16 protein-coding genes, 1 tRNA gene and 1 pseudogene are annotated in these 15,863 nt (G+C 70.7%); 11 read left to right on the forward strand and 7 right to left on the reverse strand.

Annotation, left to right across the window (positions count from 1 at the left end):
• Nucleotides 1-78: 78 nt before the first annotated feature.
• Entirely contained in the window at nt 79-1,236 is a 1,158-nt protein-coding gene (locus tag ACQEXA_RS09370; protein WP_433129363.1) for a hypothetical protein, read from the reverse strand.
• A 247-nt stretch (nt 1,237-1,483) separates the two neighbouring features.
• On the opposite strand from ACQEXA_RS09370, the gene ACQEXA_RS09375 reads away from it, so the two are divergent.
• Both ACQEXA_RS09375 and ACQEXA_RS09380 read left to right on the forward strand, forming a co-directional pair.
• Complete coding sequence (locus ACQEXA_RS09375) at nt 1,484-2,374, forward strand: LLM class F420-dependent oxidoreductase (RefSeq protein ID WP_432935297.1); 891 nt, start codon at nt 1,484-1,486, stop codon at nt 2,372-2,374.
• Between the two features lie 82 nt (nt 2,375-2,456).
• Nucleotides 2,457-3,023, forward strand: a complete 567-nt coding sequence (locus ACQEXA_RS09380; RefSeq protein ID WP_433129365.1) for a cysteine hydrolase family protein — start codon at nt 2,457-2,459, stop codon at nt 3,021-3,023.
• Between the two features lie 84 nt (nt 3,024-3,107).
• Here ACQEXA_RS09380 and ACQEXA_RS09385 read toward each other — a convergent pair.
• Nucleotides 3,108-3,181: transfer RNA gene (locus tag ACQEXA_RS09385), tRNA-Pro, on the reverse strand.
• A 97-nt stretch (nt 3,182-3,278) separates the two neighbouring features.
• Between ACQEXA_RS09385 and ACQEXA_RS09390 the strand changes: the two genes are divergently transcribed.
• The 3 genes from ACQEXA_RS09390 (at nt 3,279) to cobF (ending at nt 6,144) form a co-directional block, all read left to right on the forward strand.
• Nucleotides 3,279-3,803 (forward strand): DUF309 domain-containing protein, encoded by a 525-nt coding sequence (locus ACQEXA_RS09390; protein WP_432935295.1) that lies wholly within the window; start codon nt 3,279-3,281, stop codon nt 3,801-3,803.
• 111 nt (nt 3,804-3,914) lie between these two features.
• Nucleotides 3,915-5,273 carry an IS4 family transposase gene (locus tag ACQEXA_RS09395; RefSeq protein WP_432922857.1) on the forward strand — a complete coding sequence of 453 codons (1,359 nt, stop codon included), beginning with the start codon at nt 3,915-3,917 and terminating at the stop codon, nt 5,271-5,273.
• 97 nt (nt 5,274-5,370) lie between these two features.
• Entirely contained in the window at nt 5,371-6,144 is a 774-nt protein-coding gene (cobF, locus tag ACQEXA_RS09400; RefSeq protein ID WP_433129367.1) for a precorrin-6A synthase (deacetylating), read from the forward strand.
• A 3-nt stretch (nt 6,145-6,147) separates the two neighbouring features.
• Here the strand turns inward: cobF and ACQEXA_RS09405 are convergent, their stop codons facing one another.
• Nucleotides 6,148-8,289, reverse strand: a complete 2,142-nt coding sequence (locus ACQEXA_RS09405; RefSeq protein WP_433129369.1) for a zinc ribbon domain-containing protein — start codon at nt 8,287-8,289, stop codon at nt 6,148-6,150.
• Between the two features lie 142 nt (nt 8,290-8,431).
• Here ACQEXA_RS09405 and ACQEXA_RS09410 point away from each other — a divergent pair, with 142 nt between their 5' ends.
• Nucleotides 8,432-8,599: a hypothetical protein gene (locus ACQEXA_RS09410; RefSeq protein WP_433129371.1), complete on the forward strand. Its 168-nt coding sequence runs from the start codon at nt 8,432-8,434 to the stop codon at nt 8,597-8,599.
• Nucleotides 8,596-8,988: a transposase gene (locus ACQEXA_RS09415; RefSeq protein ID WP_433129373.1), complete on the forward strand. Its 393-nt coding sequence runs from the start codon at nt 8,596-8,598 to the stop codon at nt 8,986-8,988. The genes ACQEXA_RS09410 and ACQEXA_RS09415 overlap by 4 nt, the downstream gene beginning before the upstream one ends.
• Before the next feature lie 251 nt (nt 8,989-9,239).
• Here the strand turns inward: ACQEXA_RS09415 and ACQEXA_RS09420 are convergent, their stop codons facing one another.
• Nucleotides 9,240-9,983, reverse strand: coding sequence for a cobalt-precorrin-6A reductase (locus ACQEXA_RS09420; RefSeq protein ID WP_433129376.1), 744 nt, complete (start codon nt 9,981-9,983; stop codon nt 9,240-9,242).
• Between the two features lie 120 nt (nt 9,984-10,103).
• Here ACQEXA_RS09420 and ACQEXA_RS09425 point away from each other — a divergent pair, with 120 nt between their 5' ends.
• Nucleotides 10,104-10,952 carry an HAD-IIA family hydrolase gene (locus ACQEXA_RS09425; RefSeq protein ID WP_433129377.1) on the forward strand — a complete coding sequence of 283 codons (849 nt, stop codon included), beginning with the start codon at nt 10,104-10,106 and terminating at the stop codon, nt 10,950-10,952.
• On the opposite strand, the gene ACQEXA_RS09430 is transcribed toward ACQEXA_RS09425, so the two are convergent.
• The 3 genes from ACQEXA_RS09430 to ACQEXA_RS09440 all read right to left on the reverse strand — a co-directional run bounded on the left by ACQEXA_RS09430 (nt 10,934) and on the right by ACQEXA_RS09440 (nt 14,554).
• Entirely contained in the window at nt 10,934-11,707 is a 774-nt protein-coding gene (locus ACQEXA_RS09430; protein WP_432935288.1) for a sulfite exporter TauE/SafE family protein, read from the reverse strand. The two genes, ACQEXA_RS09425 and ACQEXA_RS09430, sit on opposite strands and share 19 nt — an antisense overlap.
• Before the next feature lie 76 nt (nt 11,708-11,783).
• Complete coding sequence (locus tag ACQEXA_RS09435; protein ID WP_433129379.1) at nt 11,784-13,292, reverse strand: long-chain-fatty-acid--CoA ligase; 1,509 nt, start codon at nt 13,290-13,292, stop codon at nt 11,784-11,786.
• A gap of 74 nt (nt 13,293-13,366) precedes the next feature.
• Complete coding sequence (locus ACQEXA_RS09440; protein ID WP_359397345.1) at nt 13,367-14,554, reverse strand: thiolase family protein; 1,188 nt, start codon at nt 14,552-14,554, stop codon at nt 13,367-13,369.
• Nucleotides 14,555-14,705: 151 nt separating this feature from the next.
• Here ACQEXA_RS09440 and ACQEXA_RS09445 point away from each other — a divergent pair, with 151 nt between their 5' ends.
• The 3 genes and pseudogenes from ACQEXA_RS09445 to ACQEXA_RS09455 all read left to right on the forward strand — a co-directional run bounded on the left by ACQEXA_RS09445 (nt 14,706) and on the right by ACQEXA_RS09455 (nt 15,848).
• The gene (locus ACQEXA_RS09445) at nt 14,706-14,966 is read left to right on the forward strand and encodes a WhiB family transcriptional regulator (RefSeq protein WP_359397347.1); all 261 of its coding nucleotides are present in this window, start codon (nt 14,706-14,708) and stop codon (nt 14,964-14,966) included.
• Nucleotides 14,963-15,446 (forward strand): annotated as a pseudogene (locus ACQEXA_RS09450) (Dps family protein). The gene ACQEXA_RS09445 and the pseudogene ACQEXA_RS09450 overlap by 4 nt, the downstream one beginning before the upstream one ends.
• A gap of 63 nt (nt 15,447-15,509) precedes the next feature.
• On the forward strand, nt 15,510-15,848 hold the full coding sequence (locus tag ACQEXA_RS09455; protein ID WP_359397351.1) for a DUF3140 domain-containing protein: 339 nt from the start codon (nt 15,510-15,512) through the stop codon (nt 15,846-15,848).
• Nucleotides 15,849-15,863: the final 15 nt, after the last annotated feature.

Here is a 15,863-nt window from a genome sequence, read left to right on the forward strand (position 1 = left end):
CGGATGAACACCGTCCGGAGCCGTCAGGCTCCGGACGCCGAACGGTCGGCGTAGCGCCTTGCCCAGGGCGCCGTACGGTCACGGTTGCGCCGGGACCGCCTTGCGGAGGGTCGCGATGCAGGTGCCGATGGCCGCCTGGAGCTCCTCGAGGCGCTGGAGCATGTCGTCCTCGTAGAGGTCGTCCAGGTCGTCCACGTCGTCCAGGGTGAGCTCCTCGAAGACCTTCGTCGCCCGTTGCAGGCCGCTGTAGAACTTCGTACGGCGTTCCTTCAGCCGCAGCTCGGGGTCGGCCTCGACGGCCTGCACGACGAGTTCCCTGACCGAGTCGTACGCCTCGGTGGCCCACGTCCCGGCCTCTTCGCCGTCGTCCAGCTCGTCGATGAGGGACAGATGGCGCTCGGCCTCCGCTCGGAGCTCGGGAGGTGCGTCGATCGTCTGTCCGGCCGGGGTCCTGACCTGGCCCTTCTCGGCGATCTGCCGTACGTAGCCGATACGGTCTGCGGCCCGGCTCTCGGTGGCCACCGCCTTCTTCAGCTCGTCCGTACGGGCGATGTCACGGGCCAGCTCGGTCTGCAGGACGGGGTCTTCCTTCAGCCGGTCGAGGAGCGCGGCGCGCGCCGTGCCGGCCGTCGCGGGGTCGGCGAGGATCGCCGCACGCAGCGCGGTGGGGTTCTCGGCGACCTCCAGCGCCTTGGTCGGCCGGATGCCCTCGGCCTCGGCCGCCGCCGCGATGGCGGTGCCGCGCTCGGAGGCGGCGCCGGAGCGGGAGGTGTAGTAGTCGTGCCACACGTCGGAGTCCGGCAGTTCGATCTCCTGGCCCGGGACCAGGATCTCGAAGTGCGGGACCAGGCCGTCGTCGGCCGCCTTGTCCCAGGCCTTGTAGTAGCGCATGACCCGCTCCGGCGAGCACCCGGCCAGCTCGGCGAAGCGCTTGGCGGAGATCTTCGGGCTCTGCCCCGCAGGCTGCCCGCCGGGCCGGACGCTGCGCGCGACCTTCAGGGCGAACGCCCAGCCGCCGGTCCGCGCGTACACGCCGAACTCACGGGCGTCGCGCACCACGGTCTCGGCCACCTCGGACTCCGCCGGGGCAGGCGCCCCGGCTTCTCCGTCCGCTCCCGGTTCGACCCAGAAGCCGTCGTCGCCGGAGGCCACCCTGGCGGCAGGCGGCGTCTCCTGCGCGGGCTTCTCGTCGTCGGGCGAACCCGCCGCCCCGGACGGGTCGATCGCTACGGTCACTGAAACTCTCCCGGGCACTCGCGGACTGTGGGGAACCCGAGCGAGCAGCCTATATGAGTCCCTTGCGACGGCTTTGCGCCTCCGTCCCTTCCACCGGCCGGCCGCGAGGGTCCGGTGCGGCGATGCACCCGCCTCAACGGAGGCATGTCCGGCGTGGAATACCGCGCATCGGGTACCCGTTGGGCTCTGCTGTGACCGAGTGGTTCACGAGCAGCGTGCGACACCGGGTACGGAGGGAACGCAAGCGATGGGCGAGGTCACGAACGCGGACGGCGGCAACTCCCTGAAGGAGACCGTCGGGCGGTACGGCATCTGGAGCATGGGCCTGCGTTCGGAGGACCCGGCACGGCACGGCGAACTGACCGAAACCGCCGCGGAACTCGAGGAACTCGGCTTCGGCGCAGTCTGGCTGGGCGGCAGCAGCGGCATCCAGCACGCCGTCCCACTGATCCAGGCGACCTCACGCCTCGTCGTGGCGACCGGTATCCAGAGCATCTGGCAGTACGAGGCGGCCGAGACCGCGGCGCGCTTCCAGGAGCTGGAGCGGACCCGGCCCGGGCGCTTCCTGCTCGGACTCGGCGTCAGCCACCCCAAACTGACGGACCAGTACCGCCGCCCCTACAAGGCCATGGTCGAGTACCTGGACGCACTCGACACCGCCGGTGTGCCCGCCGGGCGCCGCGTCCTGGCCGCGCTCGGCCCGAAGATGCTGGAGCTCTCCCGCGACCGCGCCGCCGGCTCCCACCCGTACCTGATGCCGCCCGAACACACCGCCACGGCCCGCGAGATCCTCGGCACCGCGCCGCTCCTCGCGCCGGAGACGAAGGTGGTCCTGGACACGGATCCCGACCGCGCGAGGACGACGGCCCGCGGTGTCCTCGACTTCTACCTGGGCCTGCCGAACTACACGAACTCCCTTCTCCAGTTCGGCTTCAGCGAGGACGACTTCGACAACGGCGGCAGCGACCGCCTGGTCGACGCACTGTTCGCCTGGGGGGACGACGACCGGATCCGGGAACATGTCGGGGCCTTCCACCGGGCGGGCGCGGACCACGTGGCCCTTCAGGTGGTCGAGGACGGGCCGCCTGACTCGCTCCCCCGGGCCGCCTGGCGGCGCCTTGCGGAGCTACTGCGCTGACGGCCGCACGAACCCGCCGCGTTGTCAGTGGTGCGGCCTACTGTGGGGTGCGCACAGAATCCGCGACCACAACGGAGTTCCCATGACGACCCTCCCCGACCGGCCGCACACCGCCCTGCTCATCATCGACGTCCAGAACGGGGTGGTGGCGGGCACCCACAACTGCGACACCATGATCGCGAACATCAACTCCCTGCTCGACAAGGCGCGCGCGCAGGACGTGCCGGTGGTCTGGGTGCAGCACTCCGACGACCAGCTCAAGCGGGACAGCGAGAGCTGGCAGTACGTGCCCGAACTGCTCCGCCGAGACGAGGAACCCCTCGTGCACAAGCTCTACGGCGACTCGTTCGAGGACACCGAGCTGGAGGCGGTGCTCGCCGAGCACCGTGTGGGCCGGGTCGTCGTCACAGGCGCCCAGACCGACATGTGCATCCGTTCCACCCTCCACGGCGCCCTGGTCCGCGGGTACGACGCGACACTGGTCGGCGACGCGCACACGACGGAGGACCTCACCGAGTACGGCGCGCCGTCCCCGGAACAGGTGATCGCGCACACCAATCTCTACTGGACGTGGCAGAGCGCACCGGGGCGCCGCGGCGAGACCGTGGACACGGCTGAGGTGACCTTCGAGCCGCTCAGCGCGGGCTGAGCGACCGCCGGCGGGAGCTGTGGGGGCCACCATCCGCGAAAAAGGGCCCCCGCAGGCTCTCACCTGCGAAGACCCTCCGCACCGTCGGGACGACAGGATTTGAACCTGCGACCCCTTGACCCCCAGTCAAGTGCGCTACCAAGCTGCGCCACGTCCCGGTGCGCTCCCGCGGTGATCCGCGTGATCGCGCAACAACACCTTACCCCACGGCAGGGACTGCCCCGCGAAGAGCCGGAGGCGCGGGACAATCGGGGTATGGGCGAGGCATCAGGAGTTCGGGCAAACCGGGGACGTGACCGGGACACGGAGGGCCGGGCCCGCAACGCGCGGCCGCGGGACGGTCTCGGGCGGCCCCTGCCGTACGGCGCGCAAGGTGTGGCGCGCCAGCCGGAGGGAGTCGTACGCACCCCCCTTGACAGCGTCGCGGAGGCCCAGGCCCTGCTGGACGAAGGGAAGCCGTTCCACGCGCACGAGGTCTTCGAGGACGCCTGGAAGTCGGGTCCCGACGAGGAGCGCGCGTTGTGGCGGGGGCTGGCCCAGCTGGCGGTCGGCCTCACCCACGCGGCCCGCGGCAATACGACCGGCGGCGCCCGGCTGCTGCGGCGCGGCGCCGGGGCCGTCCACGCGTGGGCGGCGGAGACCGGACAGGACCGGCCGTATGGCCTGGCGGTGGCAGAACTGCTCGTCTGGGCAGAGGAGTTGGCCACGATGGCGGAGCAGGAGGCGGCCCCGGTCGACGCCCGGGCATGGGCTCCACGGCTGCGCGGCGAGCAGTCCTAGACCCAATCCCGTGTAGATAGCGCGTGGGGCCTGTGTGCCAAGTGGCCTGAAACGGGACGGAGCTCCTGCTAGAACCGTGTCGACCAAGATCACTGTTCGGCGGGAGCTCCGTTGGGTACCCAGTCTGTCATTTCTCGTGAAGTTGTTGTTGCCGCCGGGGCGTTCGCGCCCGGCCATCTGGGCGAGTTGACCCGGATCATCCCGTTCGAGATGGTCGACGAGGCGTTGACGCAGACGGGCAGGGTGCAGGAGCGGGTGCGGGACCTGCCGTCCCGGGTGGTGGTGTATCTGCTGCTGGCAGGGTGTCTGTTCCCCGGGCTGGGCTGGCGGCAGGTGTGGCAGCGGTTGACGGCGGGACTGGAAGGGCTGACGGTCGCGGACCCGACCGGTGGTGCGCTGGCACAGGCCCGCAGGCGGGTGGGGGCCGAGCCGCTGCGATGGCTGTTCGACCTGCTGCGTGGACCGGCCGCCGGCATCGCCACCACCGGCGTGTGGTGGCGCGGGCTGCTGGTCTGCGCGATCGACGGCACCACCATGGCGGTGCCCGACAGCCCGGCGAATCTGACCGAATACACCAAACACCGCTGCAACAACGGTGGTGCGGGATATCCAGCGTTGCGACTCCTGGTGCTGGTGTCCTGCGGCACCCGCACGGTCATCGACGCGGTGTTCGGACCAACCACTGACGGCGAGACGACGTACGCGCCGCGCCTGCTCCGCAGCCTGCGCAAGGGCATGATCGTGCTGCTGGACCGGAACTTCGCCGCCCAAGCGCTGGTGACCGCCATGGCCAGGACCGGCGCGCACGTGCTGACCCGTGTGAAGAACGGCCGTCGGCTGCCCGTCCTGGGCCGCTGCGGTGACGGCTCCTACCTTTCGGCAATCGGCGCCGTCCCCGTGCGGGTCATCGACTGCGAGATCACCATCACCACGGCCACGGGACGCAGCACCGGCCTCTACCGCCTCGTCACCACACTGACCGACCACAGGACCCACCCCGCCGCCGAACTGATCACCCTGTACCACCAGCGCTGGGAGATCGAGACCGCGTATCTGGAGATCAAGTCCACCACCCTGGGCGGCCGTGTCCTGCGCGCCCGCACCCCGGACGGTGTCTCCCAAGAGCTCTACGCCCTGCTGGTCACCTACCAGGCCCTGCGCCTGGCCATGGCCGACGCCACCGCCGCCCGGCCCGGCATCGACCCCGACCGGGCCAGCTTCACCACCGCCCTGAACACCGCCCGCGACCTGGTCATCCAGGCCGCGGGCGTCATCGCCGACACGGTCGTCGACCTCGTCGGGGCCATCGGCCGCCGCGTCCTGGCCGACCTCATGCCCGACCGACGCATCCGCACCCGGCCCCGCGTCGTCAAACGCGCGATCTCCAAGTACAACGCCAAAGGCACCATCGACCGGACCAGCTACAAGGCCACCATCAGCATCGACATCCTGACCGCACCAGGACCTTGACACCCAGCCCAGCCGCCTATCTACACGGCATTGGTCCTAGACCGGCCTGCGACAGGGGCGTGCGCGGGCTGCCGAGCGCGTACGGCAGACTCGGGGCGTGCGAAAGATTCATGTCATCGGCATCGGAGCGGGCGACCCCGACCAGCTGACTCTCCAGGCGGTCAAGGCGCTCAAGGCCACCGACGTGTTCTTCATCCTCGACAAGGGCGAGATGAAGTCAGACCTGGTCCAGCTGCGCCGAGACATTCTCGAGGCACACGTTCCGCAAGGGACGTACCGCATGATCGAGGCGCGCGACCCGGAGCGCGACCGGTCCGCGGGCGGCGCCGCCTACTCCCCCGCCGTCGGCGACTGGCGGTCGGCACGGGCCGGGATCTACGAGCGGCTCATCATGGAGGAACTCGGCGAGGACGAGAGCGGTGCGTTTCTGGTGTGGGGCGACCCCGCGCTCTACGACAGCACGCTCGGCATTCTGCAGGAGGTGCTGGACCGGGGTGCGGTGACGTTCTCGCACGACGTCGTACCGGGCATCAGCAGCGTCTCGGCGCTCGTCGCGAGGCATCGCACAGGGCTCAACCGGGTGGCCCGGCCCGTCCAGATCACCACGGGACGGCGCCTCGCGGAGGGCTTCCCGGAGGGCGTCGACGACGTCGTCGTGATGCTCGACGCGCACCAGGGCTTCCGGCAGTACGCGGACCAGGACATCGACATCTACTGGGGCGCCTATATCGGCACCCCGGACGAGATCCTCGTCTCGGGTCCCCTCGCGGAGGCGGCCGACCGCATCGAGCGCCTGCGCGCTGAGGCCCGCGAGCGCAAGGGCTGGATCATGGACACCTATCTGCTGCGGCGCAGGCACCGGCGGGACTAAGAGTCATCCCGTATTGGGATGCCACCCGATCAGTTCCCGCGTGGGGATTTCGCCGCGGGCTGCGGCGTTTCCTGCGTGGGCGGCTGTTCCGACGTGGTCCTTGTGCCGCTGATGGGCGGGTCGGGTCTCATTCGGGGTAGGCCGGTACCGGTCGGGGGTGTTTCGTCGAGCAGAGGCCTGCTGGCCGGGGATTCCCGGACCGTGGGCTGCCGCGTGGGTGCGGTCCCTGCTGGGGCGGGCACCTCGCTGCGGTTGACTCGACAGGACTTCTTGCAGCCCTGGTGAGAACAAGATCTGTGTGGTGCGGGCTTGGACGGTGTCCAGGCCCGCCGTGCTGGGATTGTCCGGGTTTTCAAGTCGGACGTGCGCGGCGAGTGCGGCGGAGACCATGTCGCGGTCGGCGATCAGGCCGCAGGAGGTGCATCGGTGGACCCGGTCGGCGAGGGTTTTCCGCACTTCAGCGCCGCACAGGCAGGTCTGCGACAGCTTCGTGTTGACGGTCGACGCGCGCAGCAGGCGGCCGTCGGTCTTCTCGCACTCCGTGCCGATCGCGGCGATGAGCCGCCCTGGTGTGGTGGCCTGCAGAGTCTTGCCCCACAGCCGGAACCAGGTGCGGATATCGCAGTCCTCGACGACCAGGTTGGCGCCGTGTTCGGCGACGATCCGTTCGGCTATCCGCCGGGCCCGGTGGTCTTTCGCGGCGGCCGCGGTGGCTGCGGCCTCGGCAATTCGGGCGCGGTTGAAGCGGTAGCCGGCCGAGAGGGTGTCCCGGCGGTATGCCTGTTTCGGTACTCCGGCCTTGTTCGCCGCCCGCGCACCGCCGGGGGTCTGGACCTGCCGTTCGGGCAGGTCGGCGGCTTCACGTCGGGCTGCGCGGTCCTGCTGGCGTTTTGACGGCGTGTACTGGGCGGGGTTGGTGGAGCGGCGGGAACGGTCGAGGGCACGTTTGCGGCCGCGCTCCTTGCGGCGGGACTTTTCCAGTGCGGCCAGCTCGGCGGCGGTGAGCTCGACCCGGGTAGCGCCAACAGGGCCATCGGCGGGGTCGAAGGTGTCCGGGACGGAGACGACGCACAGGTTGGAGACGTTGCCGTCGATCCCACCGACTCTGTCCAGTTTGGCGGCGGCAGCCCGCCGGGCCTTCGTTACCGGAGACGCGTATCCGCCAGTGAGGACCATCAGGTGCGCTTCGTACGTCCACCCACCGGGCGCACTGGCATCACGGCGGCGGACGAGGTCGACCTTGTGCCACGTCTGCGGGTTGTTCAGGAAGTGGACCAGCCGCGGCCAGCGGCCGACCCCGGAAGGCAGCCGGACCGGGAGGACGAGGTCGCCGCGCCGGGAGTCGACACCTCCGGTGAACACCACGACCAGGGGTCCGGTGTGGTCCCACCAATTCGCGGCACGTGTCTTCGGCTGTCCCTTCGCGGTGACCTCGCCGGTTTCGACGCGGCGGGGCCGCACGGGCACAGGCATGCGCCGCAGCTGCGCGAGAACACTCGTCTGCGGCGGCAGCCCGGCCGCCTGCTCAGGCAAGGCCGCGGCCGGGTCGAGGTCCCAGTGCCGGTAGGCGTCCAGGTGCCCGGCAAGAGTGCCGTGCAGCCGAAACGTCTCCCACTTACGGGCGGTGGTGTGGGAACGAGCCCTACCCGGGATGCGGGTGTAGTCCCACCAGGTGCCCGGCTTCGGCCGTCCGAACCGGCGCCCGGACGCATCCGGGAACAGATGACGGCTCACTCCTTCCCACACCTCGTCGGCCTGGTGCATCACCAGAGCTTTGGTGACGTGCTGGCCGAGGTGCCGAGAGCGTTCCATATGACGGTATCCGCGGCGTTCCATGCCCGCACGGGACAGGCCCAACTCGACCCGCCACGCATTCGCGTCGTCCTCGCGGCGGACATCGCCGGCCCAGTACGCGTCGACCACGTCCCGGGCATCGCGCTGAAGCGCACGCTTCACCGACCACATCGCCGAGAACAGCCGCTCTACTCGCAACTGACTGTCGAGCCGGCTCACATCGAGCGGCAGCCGGATCACCGCGAGCTCGGTGTCGACGCCACGCGTCCACCTCTTGCCCTTGTTCTTCCCACGAAATCTGCGGGAAGACGCGTCAGGGGCAGGTACCGCAGCAAGCAGGTCGGTACCCACGGCATCCCACCTCCTTTTGTCCACGGCAACGACGAGATTCAGTCCGGAACTTGGCGGCTTCGCCAAGCAAGGCCAAAGCTACCTGCGCCCACTGACAACGCCCGGGCAACGGAAGGCCGCGTCTGCGTTCTACGATGCCCGCATGCGCCTGAGTCTGGCCCGCCGCACGAGCGTTGAACTTCGTGCCTGGACCAGGCTCACCGGATCGCAGATGGGTCACCTCGTTGTTGTCCTCGCCTACCGGACCAACCTCACCATGCAGCAGCTGGCGTCACTGTTCGCAACCACCGACTCACCGTGCACCGGGTGATTTCCCGCCCCGCACCACACCTCGCGGAACTTCTGGGGCCACCGCCGACGGACAGGCGGGAGTCGTGGGTCGTCGACGGCACCCTCATCCCCGTCCACGACCACACCCGCACCGCGAAAAGCAAGAACTACCGGCGCAGCGTCAACGTGCAAGTGGTCTGCCGGGCCCGTGACAGACGCGTCGTCGCCGTCGGTGAAGCGTGGCCCGGCAACCGTAATGACGTGGTCGTCTTCCGGGAAACTCTCGGCCGGACCCTTCCAGCTCACCCACGCGTCTCCGGCGACGGCGCCTACCGCGGCTGCGACCAGATCCGAACACCGCGCCAGGGACCCACGGCCGCACCATCAAGGACCGGAACGACACACGGTTCCGGAAACGGCGAGCCGTAGCCGAACACATCACGGCCGCCTCAAAGACCAGCAATCCTCCGGCAGTGCCGTCGCCGCGGCGAGGCAGTCAACCATGCCGTCGCCGGCGTCGCGGCGCTCCACAACCTGACGCTCGACATCGGGTAACTGACGCCGCTGGGCCGGTGAGGCACGCGCCGAAGCGTACTACGGGATATCTCTTAGCCGGCGCGGGCGCGTCCTCGCGCGAGAAACGGGTGCCGGACCCGGCGGCCGTCACCCCGCGTCCGTCCTCACGGGCCGAACCCCAGCCGGGCGAGAACTCCTGGCACGTCCGGGACCGCGATCACGCCGTCCGGCAGGGGTGGACGGCGGACGAGCACCACGGGGAGCCCGAGGTCCCGCGCGGCCGTGAGTTTGGCCGCCGTCGCCGCTGCCCCGCTGTCCTTCGTCACAAGCACATCGATGCGGTGCTCGCGCAGCAACGCGGTTTCGTCCTCGACCGTGAACGGCCCTCGGGCCGGCAGCACGACCGTGTGCGGCGGCAGGGGAGGCTCGGGCGGCTCCACCGACCGTACGACGAAGTGCATGTCCGTCAGGTGCGCGAAGGCCGCGAGACCCAGCCGGCCGGTGGTGAGGAACACTCGCGGGCCGAGCGTGGTGAGCAGGGCCGCCGCGTCCGCGAGTGAGGCGACCTCGTGCCGGCGCTCGCCGGGGACCGGGCTCCAGCCGGGCCGGCGCAGCACCACCGCGGGCACACCGGTGGCCGCGGCGGCCCGAGCCGCGTTCGCCGTGATACGGGCGGCGAACGGGTGTGTGGCGTCGACGAGCGCGTCCACCCGGTGTTCGCGGAGCCAGGCGGCCAGCCCGTCCGCGCCGCCGAAGCCTCCGATCCGTACGTCGCCGTCGAGCGGGCCCGGCCGGGACACCCGGCCGGCCAGGGACGTGGTGACCCGGACTCCGGGCCGGGCGGCGAGCGAGGCGGCGAGTTCGCGCGCCTCGGTGGTACCGCCGAGGATCAGCACGTGGGTGGACATGGGTCCGAGGTTACGGGCAGGCCGGAGCCCCTCCAGCGGGTCCCCGCCGTAGGCGGTCCGGCCGTGCCGTGTCGCGCACGGCGTACGGCGGTCCGGCCATGGTCTCGTTATCGTCCTGTCATGGATGCAGTGCGTGCCGTCCTCATCGACATCGACGGCGTCCTCACCGTCTCGTGGCGGCCGCTGCCGGGCGCGGTCGAGGCGCTGCGGCACATCCGCGACTCGGGTCTGGCCGTCGCTTTGCTCACCAACACCACGTCCCGCACCCGTGCGTCGATCGCCGGGACCCTTTCCGAGGCCGGCTTCCCCATGACGGCCGACGACATCCTGACCGCGCCCGCCGCCACCGCCGCGTATCTCGCCGAGCACTGCCCCGGGGCCCGCTGCTCGCTGCTCAACAGCGGCGACATCCGGGAGGACCTCGCCGGTGTCCGCTTCGTCGAGGACGACGGGGACGACCAGGGCGACGAGAACGTCGAGGGCCCGGACGCGGTCGCGGATGCGGTGGTCGTCGGCGGTGCGGGTCCCGGGTTCGACTACGCGGCGCTCAACCGCGCCTTCGGCCACCTGCAGCGGGGTGCGCGGCTGGTCGCGATGCACCGCAACCTGTACTGGCGCACCGAGCGTGGTCTGCAGCTCGACTCGGGTGCGTTCCTGCTGGGCCTGGAGAAGGCCGCGGGGACGGAGGCCGAGGTGACCGGCAAGCCGTCGCCCGCGTTCTTCGAGGCGGCACTGGCGCACGTAGGGGTCGGCGCCGACCGGGCGCTGATGGTCGGCGACGACGTCGAGAACGATGTCCTCGCGGCCCAGCGCGCCGGAATCACCGGGGTCCTCGTCAGGACGGGCAAGTATCTGCCGCAGACGCTTCGGGCCGCGAGCGGCGAGCCGGACCACGTCATCGACTCCTTCGCCGACCTTCCCGCGCTGCTTGGGCGGTCCGGCGGCCGCGCTCAGCGCAGCAGCAGCTGAACGGCGCCCAGCACCGTCGCCGCGATCACCAGCTGTTCGAACAGCCGCTGATCGATGCGGTTCACCGCCCACTTGCCGAGGAGCGCGCCCGGCACCACAAACACGGCGAGGGCCGCGTCCAGCAGCAGCGAGCGGCCGTCGATCAGACCGAGTCCCGCGCTGAAGGGCAGCTTGGAGACGTTGACGATCAGGAAGAAGAAGGCCGAGGTGCCGAGGAAGCCGAGTTTGCGGAATCCAGCGGAAAGGAGATACATCGACATGACCGGGCCGCCCGCGTTCGCCACCATCGTGGTGAAACCACCGAGGACGCCGTAGGAACGGGCCTTGACCCGGCCGGTGCCTGTGGTCACCTCGTCGGGTTCCTCGTCCCGTCGGGCACTGCGGCGCCGCCACACCGTGATCGCCGCCATCAGCAGCAGGATGGCGCCGATCGACGTCCGCACGATGCCGTCGTCGGCCCACACCAGGAAGAGCGTGCCGAGGACGACACCCGCGGCGACCGCCGGGAACAGACGCCACAGGGTCGGCCAGTGGGCGTGTCTTCGGTAGGTGAGGACGGCGAGCACATCGCCGACGATCAGGATGGGCAGCAGAACGCCGGTCGAGGCGCGGGCCGGCAGCACCGCGGCGAAGATGGCGAGGCTGACCGTGTTGGCGCCGCTCACGGCGGTCTTGGAGAAGCCGACGAGGAGTGCTGCGGTGGCCAGCGCGGCGAAGCCCCACAGGGATATGTCCCAGAGCGTGATCGTATTCATGCGGGGACCGATGCTATGTCCGGACAAGTGACGGGCGTAAGGACCGTCTCGCCTGGTGGCCCCTGCACGCGCGTGGCTAGCGCGTGTACCGCACCCGCAGTTCCCGCTTGAGGACCTTCATGCTCGGTCCCAGGGGCAGCGCGTCCGTGAACTCCACACGGCGCGGATACTTGTGCCGCCCCAGGTGCTCCTTGGACCACTCGGTGACGGCGGCCGCGTCGAGTGCCGCGCCGGGCGCGGGGACCACGACGGCGCAGACCTCCTCCCCGTGGAGTTCGTCCGGCAGGCCGATGACGGCGACCTGGGCGATGCCGGGGCAGCGCAGGAGCACCTCCTCGACCTCACGCGGGTACACGTTGTATCCGCCGCGGATGATGACGTCCTTCTTGCGGTCGACGATCCTGAGGAAGCCCTCGTCGTCCTTGATGCCGAGGTCGCCGGTGCGCAGCCAGCCGTCGACGAGTGCCTCCGCGGTGGCCTCGGGGCGGCCGAGGTAGCCGGAGAAGACGTTGTGCCCGCGGATGACGACCTCGCCCAGTTCACCGGCCGGCAGGAGTTCGATGCGGCCCTCGACCTCCGCACGGGCGATCTCCACGTCGACGCCCCACAGCGGATGGCCGATCGTGCCCGGCTTGGTGCCGAACCACGGCTGGTTCACGGTCGCGGTCGGCGAGGTCTCCGACAGCCCGTACCCCTCGTAGATCCTCGCGCCGTACGCCTCCTCGAAGCGTTCCAGCACCGCGCCGGGCAGCGAGGCGCCGCCGGAGATGCACACGCGCAGCTCGGGCAGGACGTCGGCGTCGGCCGCGGCGGCCGCCAGGGACACGAACATGGTCGGCACGCCGTGGAAGGTGTTGACGCCCTCCTTGACCATCAGCTCGATGGCCCGCGCCGCGTCGAAGCGCGGCAGCAGGACGAGCGTGGCCCCGGCCCGCCAGGTGGAGTTCATCGACACGGTCTGCCCGAAGGCGTGGAAGAGCGGCAGCGCGCCCAGTGCGATGTCGTCGGCGTGGATGTCGTTGGCGTCGAAGGCGTTGACGGTCGCGTTCATCACCAGGTTGAAGTGGCTGAGCACGGCGCCCTTGGGCACGCCGGTGGTGCCGCTGGTGTAGAAGACGACGGCGGGGTCGTCGGCGGCGCAGGTGACGTACGACGGCAGCGGTTGGGCGTCCGCCGCCAGCTTCTCCAACTCGGCGCCCAGGGTGACCACCTGGACTCCGACGGCCTGTGCGGCGGCCGTTCCCGTCTCCGCCTGCGCCGGGTGGCACAGCAGGAGCGTGGCGCCGCTGTCCTTCAGGACGTGCTGGACCTCCTCCGCCGACAGCAGCAGGTGGACCGGGACGATGACTCCTCCGGCAGCCGCGATCGCGTAGTACGCATGCGGGAAATCGGCGGTGTTCGGCGCCATCAGGGCGACCCGGTCCCCCGGCCGGACACCGAGCCCGACCAGCGCCCCGGCCTGCGCGCGGGCCCGCTGCCACACCTGGGCGAAGGTCAGGCGCAGGTCGCCCTCGACAAGGGCGGTCCGGTCGGGGCGGCGCCGGGCGTTCTCGGCGAGGATCGTGGCGAGGGACAGGGTGGCCATGGAGGTGGTGCTCCGTTTCCTTGCGGCGCTGCTTTGTCGAATTGCCTTGCGGGGAGCCCCCGTTGAGGTACGAATCAGTGCCTCTCGACCAGCACCGCGCTCCCCTGCCCCACGCCCACGCACATCGTGGCCAGCCCGCGGGCGGTGCCCGTGCGGCGCATGCGGTGCAGGAGGGTGGTGAGGATACGGGCGCCGGAACAGCCGAGCGGGTGGCCGAGGGCGATGGCGCCCCCGGTCGGGTTGACGAGATCAGGGTCGATGCCGAGGCGGTCGACGCAGGCGAGGGCCTGGGCCGCGAACGCCTCGTTGAACTCGGCCTCCTGGATGTCGCCGATCGTCCAGCCGACACGGGCGAGAGCCTTCTCGGTGGCGGGGACCGGGCCGATGCCCATGATGTCCGGGTGGACGCCGGCCGAGGCGCCGGCGACGTACCGGCCGAGGGACTCGAGGCCCAGCTCGTCCAGGGCCTCCTCGCTGACGAGCAGAAGTGCGGCCGCGCCGTCGTTCATGGGCGAGGCGTTGCCCGCGGTGACGGTGCCGCCCTGGCGGAAGACGGGCTTGAGCCGGGCGAGCTTCTCGTACGACGTGTCCTCGCGCACGCACTCGTCGGCGGTGACGACGACACCGTCCGGCCTGGTCACGGGCAGCAGTTCGGCGTCGAAGAAGCCGTTCTTGCGGGCGTCGGCGGCCCGCCGGTGGCTGCGCAGCGCGAAGTCGTCCTGGCGTTCGCGGGGAACGCCGTACCGCTCGGCGACCTCCTCGGCGGTCTCGCCCATGGACAGCAGTCCGTGGAGGTCCTTCATCGCCGGGTTCACCAGGCGCCAGCCGAGCCGGGTGTCGGCCGTCTCGATGCGGTTCGGGAGGGCCTCGTCCGGCCGGGGCAGCACGAAGGGCGCGCGACTCATGGACTCGGAGCCGCCCGCGATCACGATGTCGGCCTCGCCCGCGGCGATGGTACGGGCGGCCATGGTGACCGCTTCCAGGCCGGAGGCGCACAGCCGGTTGACCGTGGCACCGGGCACGGACTCGGGCAGGCCGGCGAGGAGGACAGCCATCCGGGCGACGTTGCGGTTGTCCTCGCCGGCCTGATTGGCGGCGCCCCAGTAGACGTCGTCGACGCGGGCCGGGTCGAGCGCGGGCGCATCGGCGACCAGGCCCCGGATCACCGTCGCGGCCAGGTCGTCGGGCCGTACGGAGGACAGGGCGCCGCGCAGCTTGCCGATGGGGGTGCGGCGGGCTGCCGCGAAGTGGACGGTACGCACGACGGAACTCCCGGCTGCCCTCGACGGTTAATTAGCACTGCTAGTTTTTGATAATAGACCGCCGACCGCTCACTGGGAAGATCCCGGCCATCCTGCGCAGGAGCTGCCGCAGCCGGGTTTCGCCCCATCCGTCCCGGGCACCCGGGCGCCCATGGAGTGGTTGCGGCACGCGGCGTGCGTGGGTGAGGACCCCGAGTTGTTCTTCCCCGTCGGATCGACGGGCCCGTATCTGGTGGAGACCGCCGCCGCCAAACGAGTGTGCCGCCGCTGTCCGGTGATGGCCGAGTGTCTGGACTGGGCGCTGCGCACCGGGCAGACGGCGGGCGTGTGGGGCGGCACCGACGAGAAGGAACGTGCCCGGCTGCTGCGGACCACGAAGCACCGATCGACGACAAGGAGAAGCACACGATGACCGTGGTGCACAGCACTCTGCCCGAGCCCGCCCGGCGCGTCACCGGCCAGGCGCTGCAGGACACCCTGGTGGATCCTGCTCGGGCCCTCCCTCGTCGGGAAGCAGGCCCACTGGAACATCGTCGGGCCGAGGTTCCGGTCGATCCACCTCCAGCTCGACGAGGTGGTCGACACGGCCCGCTCGTATGCGGACACCGTGGCCGAGCGAGCGGCCGCGCTCGGGGTCACTCCGGACGGCCGCCCGGAGACCGTCGCCTCCGCCTTCGGCCTGCCCGTGACGAAGGCGGGCTGGCTGCGGGACACCGAGGTCGTGGGGCTGATGGTGGAGTCGCTGGAAGCCGCGATCGGGCGGCTGCGCGAGCGGATCGAGGCCACCGAGAAGGCGGATCCGGTCACTCAGGACCTGCTGATCGGGCTCACGGCCGAACTGGAGAAGCAGCGCTGGATGTTCGAGGCCGAGAACTGGCCGCGCGAGGACTGAGGCGCGCCAGGACCGCGGCATGCGGAGAGCAGACGGAACCGCCGGGGGCGAGAGGAGTACGCCATGACCGACGCCCTGGAACTGGACGCGCTGTGGGACGAGTTCCACAGCGTGGTGAACATGACGTCCCAGGAACTCGCGGCCTGGCTGCGGGTCCAGGACGCCGGCGAGGACACGGAACCGCTACCCGACCAGGCGGGAGACCCCACCGGGCAGCATGTCCTGGCCATCCTGCAGAAGCGGCGCATGGATCTCACCGACGACGACGTCAGGGTGATGTACGAGGTCGTGGACACGGTGACCGCAGAGCAGGACCGGTACGACGAGCCGGAGGCCATGGAGGGCGACCGCCGTCATCGCCTGATGGCCATCGGCCACGACCCGCTCAAACCGTCGGGGTGAGGCCGCCGTGAACCG

The organism is Streptomyces sp. CA-106110 (assembly GCF_050936285.1).
Taxonomy (GTDB): domain Bacteria; phylum Actinomycetota; class Actinomycetes; order Streptomycetales; family Streptomycetaceae; genus Streptomyces.